The organism is Devosia ureilytica (assembly GCF_024273195.1).
GTDB lineage: Bacteria > Pseudomonadota > Alphaproteobacteria > Rhizobiales > Devosiaceae > Devosia > Devosia ureilytica.
In genome coordinates this window covers 118,888-137,569 of record NZ_JAMZCU010000003.1, presented here as the reverse complement: position 1 = coordinate 137,569, position 18,682 = coordinate 118,888, and the positions used below count along the sequence as shown (strand labels likewise).

Sequence of the window (18,682 nt, the reverse complement as noted above, 5' to 3'; positions counted from 1 at the left end):
ACGAGGGGGCCCGGCCCCCTCAATTGTCTCGACGGCACGTTGCTGCCGGGCCTGCTCCGCCCTCGATCACGCAGGCGCGGTTTGACCGCATCCCCGACTTTCGCTTATAGAGCGGCCAGATGAAATCGGGCCGTTCCTGCTTGTGGCAGCGGTCGAACACTCCAGCAGTTTCCATGTCCCTGTCCAATGTTGCCGAGGTTTCGCCCCGGCCCACCGCTGAACCCTTTCGCCTGCGCCGTACGTTTGCGATCATTTCGCACCCGGACGCCGGCAAGACCACGCTGACCGAACGGCTTCTGGCTGCCGCTGGCGCGATCCAGCAGGCGGGCGCGGTGCGCGGCAAGGCCGGTACGCGCTCGACCCGTTCGGACTGGATGGAAATGGAGCAGCAGCGCGGCATTTCCATCACCTCCTCGGTGATGACCTTCGACTATGATGGTCTGACGCTGAACCTGCTCGATACGCCGGGCCACTCGGACTTTTCCGAGGATACCTATCGCACGCTGACTGCGGTTGACGCCGCGATCATGGTCATCGACGCCGCCAAGGGCATCGAGAGCCAGACGCTCAAGCTCTTTGAAGTCTGCCGCCTGCGCGACATTCCCATCATCACCTTCATCAACAAGATCGACCGCGAGGGCCAGAGCCCGCTCGACCTGATCGATGAAATCCAGGGCAAGCTGGCGCTGGACCTGACGCCGGTGCTCTGGCCCATCGGGCAGGGTGTCGATTTCGGCGGCTATATCGACCTCGTGGAAAAGCGTGTGCTCAATCCGCAGGGCAAGACGATTGCCGAATATGACCAGCTTGAAGACCTGCTCGACAACGAAGAGCTGATCGACAATCCGGTGTTCATGACGGCGCTGGAAACGCTTGAAATGGCGCAGGCCATGTTGCCTGAATTCGATCTCAAGACTTTCCATGAGGGGCATTTGAGCCCGGTGTTGTTTGGCTCGGCGCTCAAGGGCATATCGGTGGCCGAATTGCTGCGCACCTTGGGCGATTGGGGTCCTGAGCCGCGCCCGCAGCCGGCACTACCCGCGCCCATTCCGCCGTCGGACAAGAAGGTCACGGGCTTTGTGTTCAAGGTGCAGGCGAATATGGACGCCAATCATCGCGACCGCATCGCCTTCGTACGCCTCTGCTCGGGCAAGTTCGAGCGCGGCATGCGGTTGAAGAACGTTCGCTCGGGCAAGGACATGGCCGTGTCCAACCCGATGTTCTTTTTCGGCAATAACCGTGAACTGGCCGAAGAAGCGGTGGCGGGCGACATTGTCGGCATCCCCAACCATGGGACGCTCTCGGTGGGCGATACGCTGACCGAAGGCGCCAATATCAATGTGACTGGCATTCCGAATTTTGCGCCGGAAATCATCCGCCGCGTGCGGCTGACCGACCACATGAAGACCAAGCAGATGTCCAAGGCGCTGTCAGACCTTGCCGAAGAGGGCGTCACCCAGGTGTTCCGCCGCATGGTGGGCGCCGACTGGATCGTGGGCGTGGTGGGCCAGCTGCAGCTCGAAGTGCTGTCGGCCCGGGTCGCCAAGGAATATGGCGTGCCGATCACCTTCGAGAGCCTCGGCTTTGAAGTGGCGCGCTGGGTGGAAAGCGACGACCCGGACGAGCTCAAGCGCTTCATTGCGGCCCAGAAGGTCAACATGGCCGAGGATCGGACCGGGGCGCCGGTGTTTCTGGCGCAGAATGCGTGGTGGGCGGATCGCGCCAAGCAGGACTGGCCGAAAATCCGCTTCCTCACCACCAAGGAACGCCATTGACCGCCCCCGACCGCATCGCCGAATTTACGGCCGCCGTAGCCCAGACGTTCACCGACGGATCGCTCGTTCGGCTGAAGCTGGGCGGCTATCATGGCGAGGAAGCCGATCTCAAATCGGTCGAAGCGCGGCGGGTGAGCCTCAAGGTGGGCGACCGGCTGAGCTTTGTGTTCCGCTACAAGACCACCGACATCACCAAGAATGTCACCCTTGACGAAGCCATTGGTTTTCTCGAGCAGGGGCTGGCATCCGGCTACCGCAGCGCACGGCTGGAGACGACGGGTTTTGACCTGCAGTTCGAGCGGCAGAACGACAAGCTGCGGCTCAAGCGTACCGAAGTCAAAGGCCGCGAGGCGGTCGAGGCTAGCCATGACCGGACCAAGAACCGCCCGCTCACGGATATGTCGGCGCCGTGGCTGCATGCCTTGGGGATCACAGGCAAGGACGGCGTGGTGCGCAATGACGCCCAGGACAAGTTCCGCCAGATCAACAAGATGGTCGAAATCTTTGCCCCGCTGATTCAGGCGCTTAAAGCAGAGAATCCGCGCATCGTGGATATGGGCGCGGGCAAGGGCTATCTCGATTTCGCTCTCTATGACCATTTCGCCAAGGGAACCGACCGGTCCCTGGAAGTGATCGGGGTTGAGCTGCGTCCGGCGCTCGTTGAAGCGGGTAATGCGCTGGCGAAAAAGAGCCGGTTTGCCGGGTTGCGGTTCGAAGCGGGCAATATTCTCGACTACGACGCCAGTGGCGCCGATGCGGTGATTGCGTTGCACGCCTGCGACACGGCTACCGACGACGCGATTTTTCAGGGCATCAAGGCCGGGGCGGGGCTGATTGCCGTGGCGCCCTGTTGCCACAAGCAGATCCGCCGCGAGATCGAGGCAGGCACGTCCGACGACCGTCTGGATTTCCTGCTGCGGCATGGCACCTTCATGGAAAAGCAGGCCGAGATGGTCACTGACGGCTTGCGGGCGCTGCTGCTCGAGGCCAGCGGCTATCGCACCAAGGTGTTTGAATTCGTTTCGGACGCCCATACGCCCAAGAACAATCTGATCGTCGCGCAAAAGGGCAATGCAGGGTCCCGCGAGGCGGTGCTTGACCGGATTGCGGACGTGAAGGCTATGTTCGGCATAAAAAAGCACTATCTCGAAGGCCTGCTCGGCCTCTGAACCCGATTGTTACAGGCACACCATGACCAAGATCACCTATGTCACCAATTCCGGCGAGCGCATTGAAACCGAAGGGCAGAATGGCTCGACGGTGATGGAAACCGCGATCATGAACGCGGTGCCGGGGATCGTGGCCGAATGCGGTGGCGCCTGCACCTGCGCGACCTGCCATGTCTATGTCGACGACGCCTGGCGTGAGGTCGTCGGCGGCCCGTCGATGATGGAGGAAGACATGCTGGATTTCGCCTTCGATGTGAAGGAGAGCAGCCGCCTTTCCTGCCAAATCAAGGTCCGCGATGCGCTCGACGGTCTGGTCGTGCATGTCCCCAGCCGTCAGGGCTGACCCCGAAAGCGAGCAAAATTTTCGTCGGACTGGTCCGCCAAAGATTCATTTGGCGGCACACTCCGCCCGGTGCGCTCCCCATTCCAATCCGCCCGGCGCCGGGGAAATATAAAAGCTATTGATTTTCAAGCTCTTGTTGGAACAGCGTGGTTTGGATTATTTTCGTCCATCTCTCGAGCAGGACGACTATGGGACTTCTCAACACATTTCCGTTGAGCTTCAAGGTCAAGGGCAAACGTATCATCATCGTCGGTGGCACCGACGAAGCCCTGAACAAGGTTCGGTTGGTTGCTAAGACGACTGCATCGATAGAGATTTATTCCCGCCACATCGAAACTGATTTTTCCGGCTTTGCGGTCACTGTGTATGAGCGCGCATTGCGTGTCGAAGACATTGCCGGGGCTGCGCTGGTGTTTGTGGCCGAAGAGGGGGCGGACGCCGAGCTGGCCAAGGCCGAGGCGCGGCGCTTGGGCATTCCCCTCAATGTGGTCGATGTGCCGGGTGAGTGCGATTTCTACACACCCTCCATCGTTGATCGCGCGCCGCTGACGGTGGCGATTTCGACCGAAGGGGATGCGCCGGTCCTGGCGCGGCTGGTCCGGGCGCAGATCGAGGCGCTGCTGGCGCCGGGAATTGGCAGAATTGCTGCGCTGGCCGGTGGTTTACGTCAAAGGGTTGAAAGCCTGATTCACGACGGCGCGGCGCGGCGGCGGTTCTATGAGGACTTGGTTACCACGCCCTCGATAGATCATGCTGGGGCCGAAACGCTGCTTGCTGCCCATGCGGCCAAGGGCGCGGGGCAGGGCGTGGTCTGGCTGATCGGCGCCGGGCCAGGTGCCGAGGATCTGCTGACCCTGAGGGCTCAGCGCCTGTTGCAGCAAGCCGATGTCATCGTGCACGACCAGCTCGTGCCTGCCGCCGTCGTCGAGATGGGCCGCCGCGATGCCGAGCAGATTTGCGTGGGCAAGGCGCGGGGCCATCATTCGTTTTCGCAGGCCCAGATCAATACGCTGATCGTGCGGCTGGCGGGCGAGGGCAAGAAAGTGGCGCGGCTCAAGTCGGGCGATCCGATGATTTTCGGACGTGCCGGCGAGGAAATCGCGGCGCTGCGCAGGGCCGGCATCGGCTACGAGGTCGTGCCCGGGGTCAGTGCGGCGCTGGCGGCGGCTGCCGATACAGCGACGCCGGTGACCCTGCGCAAAGTGTCGAGCGGCTTTGTGGTCGCAACCGCGCATGGTGCCGATGACAGCGATCTGGCCCATTGGGCGGCCCTGTCGCAGTCGGGGCTGACGCTGGCGCTCTACATGGGCAAGGCCATTGCGGCCCAAGTGGCAGGTCGGTTGCTGGCGCATGGCGCAGCTTTGGACCTGCCCATCGGCATCGTGGTCAATGCGGGCCGTGCGGACAGCAAAGCCTATGCGGGGACGCTGGGCGCACTGGCCAATGGGGCTGTTGAATTCGTCGATGGTCCGGCTGTCATCCTCGTGGGCCAGGCTGTTGCCCAGGGTGTCTGGACCGAGGCCGCTGCGGCGGCTGCACATAATTTCAAGGTAGCGTGACTATGGAAATCCTGACTGGCAATGAGCTGATCTCTGGCGCCACCGTTTATCTCGACGGCGAAGGCAATTGGGTGGAAAACCTCCAGGCCGCGCGGCTGTTTGCCAAGGAAGAGCTGGCCGAGCGCGACGGCGCTCTGGCGGCAACCAAGGCGACCGGACGGGTCATCAGCCTTGAAATCGAAGAAGTCTCGCAGGTCGAGGGCCAGATCGTGCCCAAGCGCCTGCGCGAACGCATCAGGGCGGCGGGCCCCACCGCTCCCCTCTCTCTCAACGGGCAGGCGTATGATCGCCAGCACTTAGGTGAAGACGGGCATGTATCGATATGACGAATTCGACGCCGCTTTCGTAGCGGGTCGCACGGCACAATTCGCTGACCAGGTGAAGCGCCGCCTTTCGGGCGAGCTTTCCGAGGACCAGTTCCGGCCGCTGCGGCTGATGAACGGGCTCTATCTGCAGTTGCACGCCTATATGCTGCGCATCGCCGTGCCCTATGGCACGCTGTCGAGCCGGCAGATGCGCAAGCTTGGCCATATCGCCCGGACTTATGATCGCGGCTATGGGCACTTCACCACGCGGCAGAACATCCAGTTCAACTGGCCCAAGCTCAAGGACATTCCGGTGATCCTTGAGGAATTGGCCAGCGTTGAGATGCACGCCATCCAGACTTCGGGCAATTGCATCCGCAATGTCACGACCGACCAGTTTGCCGGTGCTGCCGCCGACGAGATCATCGATCCGCGTCCCGTGGCCGAGATCATCCGCCAGTGGTCGAGCCTGCATCCGGAATTTTCTTACCTCCCGCGCAAGTTCAAGATTGCCATGACCGGTTCGCCCAACGACCGGGCGGCGATCCGTTTCCACGACATTGGCTTGCAGGCGGCGACCAATGCTGCCGGCGATATCGGCTGGGAAGTCTGGGTTGGCGGTGGCCTCGGGCGCACGCCGATGATTGCCAAGCTGATCAACGCCTTCGTGCCCAATGAGCACCTGCTGGCCTATCTCGAATCCATCATGCGCGTTTACAACCGCTATGGCCGCCGGGACAATAAGTACAAGGCGCGCATCAAGATCCTCGTTCACGAGGAAGGTCTTGAAAGCATCAAGGGGCAGGTGGAAGCCGAATTCGCCGAGGTGCGCGGCGGTGTCCTGACGCTGCCCCAGGAAGAGCTCGACCGGATCACCGCCTATTTCGCGCCGCCGGACTTTGCGGACCGCGCGGGCGAGACGGTAGACGTGGCTTATCAGTCGATCATCGACCCGGCTTATGGCCGCTGGCTCGACAATAACCTGCATCCGCACAAGCAGCCGGGCTATGCGTCGGTGACGATTTCATTGAAACCGGTCGGCGGCGCGCCAGGTGACGCCACCGATACGCAGATCGACGTTGTCGCGGACCTGGCCGAAAAATACTCCTATGACGAGCTGCGGGTGACCCATGAGCAGAACCTGGTTCTGCCCCATGTGGCTGTGTCCGACCTGCGCGCCGTTTATGACGTGCTGGTGGCCCATGAGCTGGCCGAGGGCAACAACAACCTCATCACCGACATGATCTGCTGCCCGGGCCTCGACTTCTGCGCCCTGGCCAACGCCCGCTCGATCCCGATCGCGCAGGAAATTTCGCACAAATTCGCTTCGCCCGAGCGGCAGAAGGATATCGGCGATCTCAAGATCAAGATTTCCGGCTGTATCAATGCCTGTGGCCACCACCATGTGGGCCACATCGGCATCCTGGGCGTCGAGAAAAAGGGTGGCGAACTCTACCAGATCACGCTTGGCGGCGACGCCACCGAGGGGGCCTCGGTGGGCAAGATCATCGGGCCGGGCTTTGAGGCCGATCAGGTGCCGGACGCTATCGAGAAGCTGGTCGATTTTTACATCGCCCAGCGAACCGGCAGCGAAGAAACCTTCCTCGACGCCTACCGCCGCCTTGGCGAGGCGCCATTCAAGGAGGCATTGTATGGCAACGCTTAGCGTTCTTGTTCCTCTCCCCATCGGGGAGAGATGGCTCGGCGCAGCCGAGTCGGTGAGGGGGGCTCCCTCCGCCCCCGCTGAAGCATCCTCCTCATCGGGCGCTGCGCGCCACCTTTTCCCCGAGGGGGAGAAGAATGAAGCGGAGACCATCCATGCCAAAGTCTAATCTGGCATCTGCGCCGGTTGCGCATGAGAAGCTGAAGGCGCTGGGTATACTGGCGCTCAACGGCATGTTCGACGAAATGGATGCCGTCAGTGTGCTGCGCTATGCCATCAATGATGTGCTGCCTGGCGATCTGGCCATTGTGTCGTCCTTTGGCGCTGATTCCGCGGTGCTGCTGCATATGGTGGCGCAGGTCGATCCGTCGCTGCCGGTCTATTTCCTCGAAACGGGCAAGCATTTTGCTGAAACGCTGGCCTATGTCGAAACCCTCAAGAAAACGCTCGGGCTGCTCAACGTTCACGCCATTCATCCCAATTCCGATGACGTGAAGCGTTTCGACCCCAATGGCGATCTGTGGGAAACCGACCCCGATTCCTGCTGCCACATTCGCAAGACCGAGCCGCTGGAACCGATCACCGAGCAATATGGTGGTTGGGTTACGGGCCGGAAGCGCTACCAGACCAGCGAGCGCGGTGTGCTGCCGCATTTCGAATTGACCAGCGATGATCGTATCAAGGTCAATCCGCTGGCCTATTTCTCCGATGCCGATGTCACCGAATATCGGCAGGCCCACAACTTGCCCGAGCATCCGCTCTATGCCAAAGGCTACAAATCCATTGGTTGCGCACCCTGCACCTCGATTGTTGCCGAGGGTGAGGATCCGCGCGCCGGACGATGGCGCGGCCTCAACAAGAAGGAATGCGGCATCCATTACGACTTCAACGGAGCCATTGCTTCCCCGATGACTGCCGCCGCACGCCACACCCTCTGGAAAGAGGGCGCCTTCATTGCCGATCCGTTCAAGCCTTGGTCCGAGGGGACCAGGCCAGCCGATGCACGTTATGTGCATGTGCCTGTGAGCGAGTTCATCGCCAACCGGGCGGACTATCTCGCCAGCCCGCATCCGCTTGGGCTGCTCGTGTCGCCGGGCGACAATATCGAAACGCTGGTGGACGATCTGGCACGCTTTGCATCGATTGCCATTGCATTCCCGTCCTTCACCGATGGGCGTGGCTATTCGAGCGCGCGGCTCTTGGTCGAGCGGTTCAAATATGCCGGCGAAATCAGGGCTGTAGGCGATGTGCTTCAGGACCAGATTCCGCACATGCTGCGCTGCGGCTTCAACGCGCTGGTCGTGACCCATGAGCCGACCCGCGAGGCGCTGGTTGAACATCGCCTGCCGGAAATGGCGCTGTTCTATCAGCCGGTGGGCCTAACCGAGGTTCCCATGGGCACTCGCCCCTTTCTTCGCCGCGTCTCCTGAGGTAAGTGGAGCGCGTCTATCATAATAATTCCGGGTCATCCGCAAACGTGGGCGTCCCGTTTTCCTAAAACAGAGATTTCCGTATTGGCGGAAATGACACCGAGGCAGTCAGGGCGCCGTCGGCCAGCTTGGACATGATGAGAATGAGCACTGAGATCACCACCGATGTTGTCGTTATTGGCGCAGGTCCTTGCGGACTGTTTGCCGCCTTCGAACTCGGGCTGCTCGATATCAAATGCCATTTCATCGACATTCTGGATCGCCAGGGTGGTCAGTGCGCCGAGCTTTACCCCGAGAAGCCGATTTACGACATTCCCGGCTTTCCGGTGGTCACCGGCCAGCAGTTGACTGACAATCTGATGGCGCAGATCGCGCCGTTCTCGCCCGAATTCCACTTCTCGCGCATGGTCAATTCCATCGAGAAGCTGGAGGATGGCTCGTTCAAGCTGCAGACCGACGCCGATGAAACCTTCTTCGCCAAGGTTGTGGTGATCGCGGCTGGTGGTGGTTCATTCCAGCCCAAGCGCCCGCCGGTGCCCGGCATCGAAGAGTTCGAGAACACCTCGGTGTTCTATGCCGTTCGCAAAATGGAAGATTTCCGCGGTCAGGATGTGGTCATCGTGGGCGGTGGTGACTCGGCGCTGGACTGGACGCTGAACCTGCAGCCCATCGTTCGGACGCTGACGCTGGTGCACCGCCGCGACGCCTTCAAGGCAGCTCCGGCCTCGGTCAACAAGATGAAAGAACTGGTTGCCGACGGGAAGGTCAACTTCCAGCTCGGCCAGATCGCCAAGCTCGATGGCGAAGATGGCCAGATCAACCATGTGCACCTGACCACCGAGGCGGGCGATCTCTCCATTCCTGCCACGCGCCTCCTGCCGTTCTTCGGCCTCACCATGAAGCTCGGCCCGGTCGCCGATTGGGGCCTTGAACTCAACGACAACACCATCGTGGTCGATACCGAAAAGTTCGAGACCTCGGTCCCCGGCATTTTCGCCATCGGTGACATCAACTACTATCCGGGCAAGCTCAAGCTGATCCTCTCTGGCTTCCATGAAGCTGCATTGATGGCCCAGGCGGCCAAGGCGATCATCTCGCCGGGTGAACGCGTGGTGTTCCAGTACACCACCAGCTCCACCAAGTTGCAGAAGAAGCTCGGCGTCGCCTGACTTCTCTCCACCTCTCGATGTCACCCCGGCGAAGGCCGGGATGACAGCCGGTGGAGATGGAGGAAAGGCGTACTTGCGGCCCCTTCCATTAGCCGCTATCCCCTTCGCGCTGTTGAGGAGCGCCCCATGAAAATCAATGTTACCGACCAGGCAGGCGACGTGCACGAGCTCGAAGGGCTCGAAGGTTGGCGTGTCATGGAGGTCATCCGCGACTGGGGCCTCAACATCAAGGCCGAATGCGGCGGGGCGCTCAGCTGTGCCACCTGCCATTGCTACGTCGCCCCCGAATGGCTCGACGCCGTTGGTGCGCCGAGCGATGAGGAAGAGGACATGCTCGACAGCGTCGGTGACGTGAAATCGAACTCGCGCCTCTCCTGCCAGATCCTGTGCTCGGATGCGCTGGATGGCCTGAGCCTCACGCTGGCCCCGAGCGCCGCCAAGGACTTTTGATCCTTTAGAATTCCGATATCCGTCTAATACCGCGCCGCCCTCGGACTTGATCCGAGGGCCATTTCAGCATGCGCTGACGTCAGGCTCGAGGGCGGCGCTTTGGTCCATAACAGCTACGCGCTCTTTCCCGCGTCCGTAGTGACCTTCACCAACTCGCCGATGAAATCGCGCACCGTGGGCATTGGCAGCGTTTCATAGGGCAGGGGTCGTACGACGCGCATCGCGGCCATGCCGACGCGGACGGTCATCAGGCCGTTGACGACGCCTTCTCCAAGTCGGGCTGACAGCTTTGCGGCCAGGCCCTGGCCGACCAATTGCTCGACCACGCCATCGGTGAGCACCAGGCCACCGGTGACCGCCAGATGGGCAAGCACGGCGCGTGCCAGCCGCCAGAAACCGAAAAAGCCCGGACGGGCGCCGTAGAGCGCTGCGATGGCGCCGGCCAGGCGGACGCTCTCGTAGATGACGAAGGCGATGTCCACCAGCGCCCGCGGCGACACCGCCGTCACCAGCGCCACCCGGCGCGCGGAGGCCGCCGTCAGCGCCTTGGCGCGTGCATCGAGCGGGGCCATGAGGCTCCGTTCTGCCAGTGCAATCACCTCCGCGCCGTCAAACAAATGCGGCAGGGTGTCGGAAAGGGTCTGGCGGGCGCGGGCCATGTCGGGGCGGGGCGCATAGATGGCCAGCAATTGTTCGGTTACCGCCCCTGCGGTCTTGCGATCATTGTCGAGCACCGCCCGCGCTGCATCGGCCTTGAGCGCATCCAGAACCCGCAGGCGGCGGAGGGCCAGCATTTCCCGCGTGACAAGCACGACAATGGCCAACAGGAACACGCCAAGCACGCCCAGACCCAGCCAGCCCAGCCATTCATTGCTGGCAAAGAGATCGCGGATCAGCCGGTCGGCGGCCAGCCCGAGGCCGGCGGAGACGAGAATGCCGCCGCTGGTCCAGGCAAGGCGGGCGACCCAGCTGCGGCGGCGCGGGGGCAGGGGCAACAGGCCCGGTTCGGCCTCCGGCGTGAACACGGCCTCGATGATTTCGGCACGATCCGCCGCAAAGGCGCGGGGTGAGCGCGCCGCTTCGGATGTCGTTGTGGATGAACTGATGGTGCGGGCCACGGGTCGCTTCATGCCATCCAGTCTCCGATGAGATAGTCCAGCGCCCGATCCAGCCGGATATGGGGCAGGACGACATCGCCGGCCGCATTGCGGTCGAGTTTTTGCGGCGGTGTGAAGCGCAGAAAGTTCAAGGATACCGGCTGTCCGTCTTCGAACAAAGAATCCGGGCGCTCCGGCAAGTCGCCGGGAAACAAAGCGATTTCGGTTTTTCCGTCATAGCTGGTGCCATCGAGCACTTCGCCCTTGAGCGGCGTGCCGATGAGCGTCGGCAGGGTCTCGCCATTTTCCCGAATGGTGCCTTCGCTGGTGGCGCGGATGCCGGCCATGGCGATGGAGCGGGTCGTGGTCCCCGCAAAGCGAGCGCGCTTGCTGGCGCTGGCAACAAGCCGATTGAGGATGGCCCCCAGCCGGTCGTGGCTGGTGTGGTGGACGTGGTCGGCCTTGGTGGCGGCAAACAGAATGCGGTCGATGTTACGCACAAACGGCCGTAGCAGCGGATTGGCCTCGCCCTGCCGGAAACATGCCAGCACCGCGGTCAGCGCCGTCTCGAGATCGTTGACCGCCTCGGACCCGGCGTTGAGCGCTCGCAGCGTATCGACCAGCACCACCTGACGGTCGAGGCGGGCAAAGTGATCACGGAAGAATGGGCGCACCACCTGTGTCTTGTAGGCCTCGAAGCGGCCTTCGAGCATGGCATAAAGCATGCCATGTCGCACGGGGACGCCCGGCCGGGGCAGGGGCGCAAAGGTGAGGGCCGGCGAGCCTTCGAGGTCCCCCGGCAGGAGGAAGCGGCCCGGCGGCAGCGTTGAAAGCGCCCCATGCTCGCGGCTGCGGCGCAGGTAGGTGGTGAATGTCGAGGCCATGCGCTCGGCTTCGCTGTCGCTGGCATCCTTGGACACATCCATGCTGTCGAGCGCCTTGAGGAACTCGGCTGCTTCCTTGGCGTGTCCCGGCTGGCGGGCGCGCGCCAGGGCCTCGGCGCTCCACTCCGCAAAGCTCAGGCCAAGGAGCGGCAGGTCCAGCAGCCATTCCCCGGGATAGTCGACGATATCGAGATTGAGCGTGGCGGGCCCGGTCAGGCCGGCCCACCATTTGGCCGACTGGAATTTCAGGACGATCCGAAGTTGCGAGATCCGGCGCGTGCTTTCCGGCCACACGGGTGGATTGGCAGTCAGCGCCGCCAGATGCTGCTCATAGGCAAAGCGAGGGATGGTGGCGTCAGGGTATTCCGCCAGTTTTGCGCCGATGAACCGCCCATCGGCCAGCGGCGCAAATCCGGGCAGGCGACCTTGGGTCAGCAGATTGTGCACCAGGGCAGTGATGAAAATAGTCTTGCCGGCGCGGCTTAGGCCGGTCACGCCGAGGCGCAAAGTTGGCGTCAGGATGCCGGTGGCGCTGTCAGCCAGGTTGGAGAGGGCAATGCCCAGTTCGTCGGTGATGGTCGTCGGCGGCTGCGGCAAGGCTGTGTCCCCAGTGTCAGAACAAGTTAGGGCCCGGGCGGCGCATTGCAAGGGCATGTGTGGCGATGGCTTCGGCGCTGCCCGGGCGCAGCGGGAATTGTCACGGCAATGTCACGGCGCTGTCACCGCGATGATACGCCCCCGCCCTAGTTCGATGTCTGCCGTGCGCAGAGGGCGACGCGGCTCGCATCTAATGCGCATGGAGAATTTGCAATGAATCGTGTTGCACGCATTCTGCTGGCTGGCGTTTCCGCCTTCGGCATGTCCTTTCCGGTCCTTTCCCAGGACATCGTTCAGTCCGACAGCGTCTGGTACACCGATGCCGACGCCAAGCTGCAGGCGATGATCGCCACGCAGCCCAATACCGGCAAGGCCAAGAACGTCATTCTGTTTGTGGCCGATGGCCAGGGCGTCGGTACGAACTATGCCGTGCGCCTGTTCGCCGGCCAGTTGGAAGGCAAGCTCGGCGAAGAGCACGTCCTGCCTTATGAAGAATATCCCTATACCGCGCTGATCAAGACCTACAACATCAACGCCCAGACCCCGGACTCCGCTCCGACGGCCGGCGCCATGAATTCGGGCGTCAAGCAGGTGTTCAACACCATCAACCTCAGCGAAGATGGCCGCCACGACAATTGCGCCAGCGAAGAGGGCAACAAGGTTACCCTGTTCTCCGAGATCGTTTCGGAAAGCGGCAAGTCGGTTGGTGTGGTTTCCACTGCACGCGCCACCCACGCTACCCCCGCCGCCGTCTATGCCAAGACTGCCAATCGCAATTGGGAGGCAACGGCGCCGGAAGGCTGCACCGACATCGCCATCCAGGCCATTGAAGCCATGGAGGCCGGCACGCTCGACGTTCTGCTCGGTGGCGGCGCCCGCAATTTCGTCCCGACTGGCGTCAAGACCGTTCATGATGGCGATTCCAGCCGCAAGGACGATCTCGACCTGGTGGCCCGCGCCGAAGCGGCCGGTGCCCATTTTGTCAGCGACCTTGCCGGTCTTGAGGCTGCCGAGGCCGGTGCGCCAATGCTTGGCCTGTTCACCAATTCGGACATGAGCTACGAAACCGAACGCCCGGAAACCGAGCCTTCGGTTGCCGACATGACCGTTGCTGCCATCAAGGCGATGGAAGGCAATGAAGACGGCTTCTACCTGATGGTCGAAGGTGGCCGCGTCGACCATGCGAACCACGCTGGCAATGCCAATCGCGCCTTCATGGACGGCGTGGCCTTCGCCGAGGCTGTCGCCCGGGCCGATGAAATGACCAATGACGAAGATACCCTCATCATCGTCACCGCCGACCACGAGCACGCCATTGCCTTTAACGGCTATTGCGGCCGCGGCACGCCAATCACCGGTCTTTGCATGGGCGTCAACAGCGACGGTGTCGAGCATACCGGCGAGCCCATGCTGGCTGACGACGGCAAGCCCTATTCGGTCGTGGGCTACCTCAACGGCGCCGGTTCGGTTCTCACCGAACAGGCCGACGGTTCCTACTTCGGCACCCGCCCGACCGTGACCCAGGAAGAAGCCCTGGACGTCGACTACCTGCAGCAGGCACTCATTCCAATGGGCGGCGAAACCCATTCGGGTGAAGACGTCGCCTCCTGGGCCAAGGGTCCGTGGGCCCATCTGCTCTCGGGCACGCAGGAACAGAACTACATCTTCCACGTGATGAACCACGCCGTTTCGGCTGAATAAGCCCGCGGAAACCTTTGGGAGGCTCGTCGAAAGGCGGGCCTCCTCGTGCCGTTTTCAAGGAGAATGCGATGCGTCGCCGCCATTTCATTGCCGCAGCCGCCACGTCAGTGCTGGCCGCGCCCGCTTTGATCCGCGCTGCCTCGAGTGCAGAACTGGTCAGGATGCGCGAGCTCTACAATGCCGACGGGTCTTTCTCAGACTTTGCCATGGCCAACGACGGCAAGGCGGTGCAACTGGAGGGCTTCATGGCGCCGCCGCTAAAGGCTGAGTCCGCCTTCTTCGTGCTCACCAAAATTCCCATGTCCGTCTGCCCATTCTGTGACAGCGCAGCGGATTGGCCGCGCGACATCGTCTCAATCTATGCGCGCGACATCATTTCCGTGACGCCGTTCAATGTGCCCATTGCCGTCGGCGGTACCCTGCGCCTGGGCGACTACACCGATCAAGAACTTGGCTTCGTGTCGCGTGTCCGCGTCACCGAGGCCGAGCACTGGCGCGTCTGAAATGCTGACGGTTTCCGGCCTGCTGCACCGCTTCGACACCGCTGACGCCAATGCGCGCGCGGCCGTGCACATTCCCGAACTCTCCGTGCCCGCTGGGCGATTTGTGGTCATTACCGGCCCCTCCGGCTCGGGCAAGACCACTCTGCTTTACCTGCTGAGCGGCCTGCTGCGCCCCAGCCAGGGCAGCATCGCCTGGTCTGGCCAGGATATCGTCCCGATGCACGAGGGGCAGCGCGACGATTGGCGCCGCCGCCATGCGGGGTTCGTGTTCCAGAATTTCAACCTCATCGAAGAGATGACGGCCTATCAGAACGTGACCGTCGCAGCCTATTTCTCGGCCTTTTCCGACCGGCAGGTGCGTGGCAAGGCGCGGCAGCTTCTGGCGCAGCTGGGCGTGCCTGACGAAAAGCGCCAGATCAGCAGCTATTCCCGCGGAGAACAGCAGCGCATTGCATTGGCGCGTGCCCTTGTTTTCGATCCGCCGATCCTGTTTGCGGATGAGCCGACGGCAAGTCTGGACATCACCAATTCCAAGGGTCTGGCCGAACAGTTCCAGGTCCTGTCCAGGGCGGGCAAATCTGTCATCGTCGTCAGCCATGATCCTGTCGTGATCGGAGCCGCCGATAGCGTTATCCGGCTCGACCACGGGCGACTTGTCGCTCTCTCAAGCGAGGCAGTGGCATGAACCCGTTCCCCATCGTCCTGTCCCTGCGCCACCGGCAGCGGGTGACGCTGATCTTCTTTGTGGCGCTGATCACGTTTGCCGTGGCGCTGGGAGTCGCCATAACCACGCAGGAGCGCGCTGTGCGGCAAGGCAGCGCCCGGGCCGCCGACAAGTTCGACCTGGTCGTTGGTGCGCCGGGAAGCCCATTCGACCTGGTGCTGGCCAGCGTCTATGCCAGGCCGACCAGCATGGGTCTGGTGCCTGCCGAGGATCTGGCCCGGCTGATGGCGGAGCCGGAAGCTGACATGGTTGCGCCCATCGGGTTTGGCGACAGCATTGAAGGCTTCCCCCTCATGGGCACGACGGCTCAGTTTGTCTCTCATCTCTCGGGTGACCTGGCCGAGGGGCAGATATTTGCGCATGAGGATGAACTGGTCATTGGCGCCAATGTGCCGCTGAAGGTGGGAGACATTGTTCATGCCGCCCATGATGCCCTCGATTCCGAGGAGCATCTGCATGAAGGCAGCCTCACCATTGTGGGGCGGATGGCGCGCACCCAGTCGGCTTGGGACAATGCGGTCGTGGCGCCGATCGAACAGGTCTGGGAGTCACACGGCCTGCTCAATGGGCATGCGCCCACTGAGGAGGCGCATGAGGAAGCCGCCGAGGACGCGAGCGATGACCACGACGCCGAGGCGCATAACGACCATGCCGCCCCGGTTGGCCCGCCATTCGATCCGGCGTACCTCGCTGGCGTCCCCGCCGTGGTGGTCAAATCGGCCAATGTGCCCGCCGCCTATGGCCTGCGCACGGCCTATCGGACCAGTTCGACGCAAGCGGTGTTTCCGGCGGAAATCCTCGTACAGCTCTATGCGGTGCTGGGCGATGCCCGTGCAATCATGAGTTTTCTGGCGCTGGCCACGCAGGTACTGGTGGTTGCCGCCATCCTCTCGGGCGTCATGGTGATCCTGCAATTGTTTCGCACCCGCTTTGCTGTGCTTCGGGCGCTGGGCGCGTCGCGTGGCTATGTGTTCCTCGTGGCCTGGAGTTATGTCGCAATGCTGATTGCGGCTGGCGCCTTGGCAGGCCTGGTGCTGGGCGTGCTGGCGTCCTACGGAGTCAGCCGCTTCCTCGAATTGCGCAGCGGCATCGCTATTCCGGTCAGCCTGGCCTGGCAGGATGTGCAATTCGTCCTGGCGCTGATCCTGGTGGGGGCGGCCATGGCGGTGATACCGGCCGTCGGTGTGTTCCGACAGCCGGTCGTTGATGGCCTCAACTAGAGACCGGGCCTTGCGGCCCCGTGGTCATTGCGTCCCGATTTTGCCCAGATCGAACGGCGTCGTCTGGTAGATCTCGTTGATCCAGTTCTGGAACAACAGATGAGCGTGGCTGCGCCAGCGGTTTTCGGGTTCCGCACTGGTGTCGCCGTTGGGAAACAGGTTCTGCGGCGGTGGCGTATCGAGGCCGGCCTTGATATCGCGCTCATATTCATCCGCCAGTGAGCGGTTGTCATATTCCAGGTGATTGAGGAAATAGACGGCTCGCTCGTTGCGGTCACCCAGCATGCACAGCCCGATCTCGTCGTTGTCGATCAGCACTTCGAGATTGTCGCCCAGGCTCGCCCGGTCGATGTCATTGTAGCGCGACACCGGGATCATCGGACTGTCCGACAGACCCCGCAGGAAGGGTGAGCGCTGTCCGATCACCTTGTGGCGGAACACCCCAAAGGCTTTCTCATCCATGCGGTAGCGGCGCGCACCGTGGAAATGGTGCAGGGCCGCCTGGGCGCCCCAGCAGATGAACATGGTGTGATGCACATTGGTGCGCGTCCATTCCATGATCTCGAGCATTTCGGGCCAGTAGCGCACTTCCTCGAAGGGCATGTTGGCGATGGGGGCGCCGGTGACGATGAAGCCGTCGAACTTGCGCTCCTTCACCTCGTCCCAGGTCTGGTAGAAGGTGTTGAGATAGTCCTCGGGCGTGTTCTTGGACTGGTGGTCTGTGACGCGCACGAGGCTCAGGTTGATCTGGAGCGGCGTGGCGCCGATCAGCCGGGCGAACTGGGTTTCGGTGCGCTCCTTGTTCGGCATCAGGTTGAGCAGGCCAAATTCAAGCGCGCGGATGTCCTGCCGCTCGGCGCGGCTGGAATCCATGACATTGACACCCTCGTCTTCGAGGGTCTTGCGAGCGGGTAGGTTGTCGGGAATTCTGATAGGCATATCAGCCTCTTAAACGGGTGCAATGAGAAAGCGATTCAGGCTGGCGCGTCTCCCTCCCCTTGGGGAAGAAGCGCGCTAGCGCATTCGCGTCTCGATTGCGGCGGCGATCAGGTCGACAAATTCGTCGCCATCGCGTGCCGTGGCAAGGTCGGAGGCTTCCACCACATAACCGAAATTGTCCGCGAGCGTCTGATAGCGCGGCAGGCGATCATGCAGCAGCGCCTCAAAGCCCCAGGCGCCAAACCCGGCCGGGTCGACATCGCAGTCGTCCAGCACGCCATTGATCAGCTTGTATTCGGCCCATTTCTCCACCAGGAACTCGGGACGATAATACATCGGCTTGGGTGACTTCTTGAAGCGCTTCACCAGTTCGGTGGCGTCCTTGTCGGTGCCGCGGATATAGAGCAGCGCCGTATTGGCGGTGAGCGCCTGCACCACCGGGTCCTCGGGGTTTGCCGGATCAACGACTTCGATCAGCGAACCGCCGGTATCGGCGATGAAATCGTCATAGCCATAAAGCGCCTTGGCCCGCTCGATGAAATAGGGCACGTCGCAGAGCGCAGCGACTTCGGCGACCCGGTGCTGTTCCTGGCGGCGCTGGTATTCGGCCAGCGGCAGGCCGCCGCGCTCCACATCACCGGGCGTGCCCAGATAGGTCGAAAGCGGGTCGAGATTGTCGAACGTGATATTGGACGAAATGTAGATCGAGTCTGTGCGCAAGAGCTGGGCCAGGAAGGGAACCTTCATGGCCTCGCGCTTGAAATTGTCGACGATGAACTCGCCCATATAGCGCGTGCCGATGCGATAATCGGCCGAATAGTGAAACCAGTGATTGGTGCGCAGCATATTGGATAGCCGCGTCTTGCCCACGCCGGCCATGCCAAAAACCGTGACGGCACGGCGCGGCGCCTTCACAAACTCATCGACGCTGGAAAACAGCATAAACTGACGCTCCGCAGGGTCCAACATGGGCCCGTTGCCTGTGTTGCGTTTAAAGCAAGCCCGCGCCGATCTCAAGCAACCGGCAAAAACTGCCCCTTGCTCGGACTCATTTGCCGCCTTGTCGCCGCAATTTCGGCCCGTTCAGCCAAAAACATCAATGAAATCAAAGTGTCCGCCACTTGGCATTGCCCTTGCATCTGAAGTCCTGAACG

The 18,682-nt window shown here is 62.2% G+C and carries 18 protein-coding genes; 13 read left to right on the top strand and 5 right to left on the bottom strand.

Going from position 1 to position 18,682, the window contains the following annotated elements:
• Nucleotides 1–19 precede the first annotated feature (19 nt).
• Entirely contained in the window at nt 20–175 is a 156-nt protein-coding gene (locus tag NIM87_RS08565) for a hypothetical protein (RefSeq protein ID WP_254674238.1), read from the bottom strand.
• On the opposite strand from NIM87_RS08565, the gene NIM87_RS08560 reads away from it, so the two are divergent.
• The 9 genes from NIM87_RS08560 to NIM87_RS08520 all read left to right on the top strand — a co-directional run bounded on the left by NIM87_RS08560 (nt 174) and on the right by NIM87_RS08520 (nt 9,863).
• The gene (locus NIM87_RS08560) at nt 174–1,775 is read left to right on the top strand and encodes a peptide chain release factor 3 (RefSeq protein WP_254674237.1); all 1,602 of its coding nucleotides are present in this window, start codon (nt 174–176) and stop codon (nt 1,773–1,775) included. The two genes, NIM87_RS08565 and NIM87_RS08560, sit on opposite strands and share 2 nt — an antisense overlap.
• Nucleotides 1,772–2,944, top strand: coding sequence for a class I SAM-dependent methyltransferase (locus NIM87_RS08555; RefSeq protein ID WP_254674236.1), 1,173 nt, complete (start codon nt 1,772–1,774; stop codon nt 2,942–2,944). Before NIM87_RS08560 ends, NIM87_RS08555 begins: the two co-directional genes overlap by 4 nt.
• 22 nt (nt 2,945–2,966) lie before the next feature.
• Complete coding sequence (locus NIM87_RS08550; RefSeq protein WP_254674235.1) at nt 2,967–3,287, top strand: 2Fe-2S iron-sulfur cluster-binding protein; 321 nt, start codon at nt 2,967–2,969, stop codon at nt 3,285–3,287.
• A 188-nt stretch (nt 3,288–3,475) separates the two neighbouring features.
• Nucleotides 3,476–4,846: a siroheme synthase CysG gene (gene cysG / locus NIM87_RS08545; RefSeq protein WP_254674234.1), complete on the top strand. Its 1,371-nt coding sequence runs from the start codon at nt 3,476–3,478 to the stop codon at nt 4,844–4,846.
• 2 nt (nt 4,847–4,848) lie between these two features.
• Nucleotides 4,849–5,172: a DUF2849 domain-containing protein gene (locus NIM87_RS08540; protein ID WP_254674233.1), complete on the top strand. Its 324-nt coding sequence runs from the start codon at nt 4,849–4,851 to the stop codon at nt 5,170–5,172.
• Nucleotides 5,159–6,817 (top strand): nitrite/sulfite reductase, encoded by a 1,659-nt coding sequence (locus NIM87_RS08535; RefSeq protein WP_254674232.1) that lies wholly within the window; start codon nt 5,159–5,161, stop codon nt 6,815–6,817. Before NIM87_RS08540 ends, NIM87_RS08535 begins: the two co-directional genes overlap by 14 nt.
• A gap of 152 nt (nt 6,818–6,969) precedes the next feature.
• The gene (locus NIM87_RS08530; protein WP_254674231.1) at nt 6,970–8,244 is read left to right on the top strand and encodes a phosphoadenylyl-sulfate reductase; all 1,275 of its coding nucleotides are present in this window, start codon (nt 6,970–6,972) and stop codon (nt 8,242–8,244) included.
• A gap of 143 nt (nt 8,245–8,387) precedes the next feature.
• Nucleotides 8,388–9,413 (top strand): NAD(P)/FAD-dependent oxidoreductase, encoded by a 1,026-nt coding sequence (locus tag NIM87_RS08525; protein WP_254674230.1) that lies wholly within the window; start codon nt 8,388–8,390, stop codon nt 9,411–9,413.
• 126 nt (nt 9,414–9,539) lie between these two features.
• Nucleotides 9,540–9,863, top strand: coding sequence for a 2Fe-2S iron-sulfur cluster-binding protein (locus NIM87_RS08520; protein WP_254674229.1), 324 nt, complete (start codon nt 9,540–9,542; stop codon nt 9,861–9,863).
• Nucleotides 9,864–9,976: 113 nt separating this feature from the next.
• Here the strand turns inward: NIM87_RS08520 and NIM87_RS08515 are convergent, their stop codons facing one another.
• A complete protein-coding gene (locus NIM87_RS08515; protein WP_254674228.1) occupies nt 9,977–10,993 on the bottom strand; it encodes a YcjF family protein in 1,017 nt (338 codons plus the stop codon).
• A complete protein-coding gene (locus tag NIM87_RS08510) occupies nt 10,990–12,441 on the bottom strand; it encodes a YcjX family GTP-binding protein (protein ID WP_254674227.1) in 1,452 nt (483 codons plus the stop codon). The genes NIM87_RS08515 and NIM87_RS08510 overlap by 4 nt, the downstream gene beginning before the upstream one ends.
• Nucleotides 12,442–12,654: 213 nt before the next feature.
• On the opposite strand from NIM87_RS08510, the gene NIM87_RS08505 reads away from it, so the two are divergent.
• From NIM87_RS08505 to NIM87_RS08490, 4 genes are all read left to right on the top strand, one after another.
• Nucleotides 12,655–14,142, top strand: coding sequence for an alkaline phosphatase (locus tag NIM87_RS08505; protein ID WP_254674226.1), 1,488 nt, complete (start codon nt 12,655–12,657; stop codon nt 14,140–14,142).
• Nucleotides 14,143–14,210: 68 nt separating this feature from the next.
• Nucleotides 14,211–14,645 (top strand): hypothetical protein, encoded by a 435-nt coding sequence (locus NIM87_RS08500; protein WP_254674225.1) that lies wholly within the window; start codon nt 14,211–14,213, stop codon nt 14,643–14,645.
• Nucleotide 14,646: 1 nt separating this feature from the next.
• Nucleotides 14,647–15,330, top strand: coding sequence for an ABC transporter ATP-binding protein (locus tag NIM87_RS08495; RefSeq protein ID WP_254674224.1), 684 nt, complete (start codon nt 14,647–14,649; stop codon nt 15,328–15,330).
• Nucleotides 15,327–16,589 (top strand): ABC transporter permease, encoded by a 1,263-nt coding sequence (locus tag NIM87_RS08490; protein WP_254674223.1) that lies wholly within the window; start codon nt 15,327–15,329, stop codon nt 16,587–16,589. The genes NIM87_RS08495 and NIM87_RS08490 overlap by 4 nt, the downstream gene beginning before the upstream one ends.
• A gap of 24 nt (nt 16,590–16,613) precedes the next feature.
• Here NIM87_RS08490 and NIM87_RS08485 read toward each other — a convergent pair whose 3' ends face one another.
• Nucleotides 16,614–17,528 carry a homoserine O-succinyltransferase gene (locus tag NIM87_RS08485; protein ID WP_254674222.1) on the bottom strand — a complete coding sequence of 305 codons (915 nt, stop codon included), beginning with the start codon at nt 17,526–17,528 and terminating at the stop codon, nt 16,614–16,616.
• 75 nt (nt 17,529–17,603) lie between these two features.
• Nucleotides 17,604–18,470 (bottom strand): ATPase, encoded by an 867-nt coding sequence (locus NIM87_RS08480; protein ID WP_254674221.1) that lies wholly within the window; start codon nt 18,468–18,470, stop codon nt 17,604–17,606.
• Between the last annotated feature and the right edge of the window lie 212 nt (nt 18,471–18,682).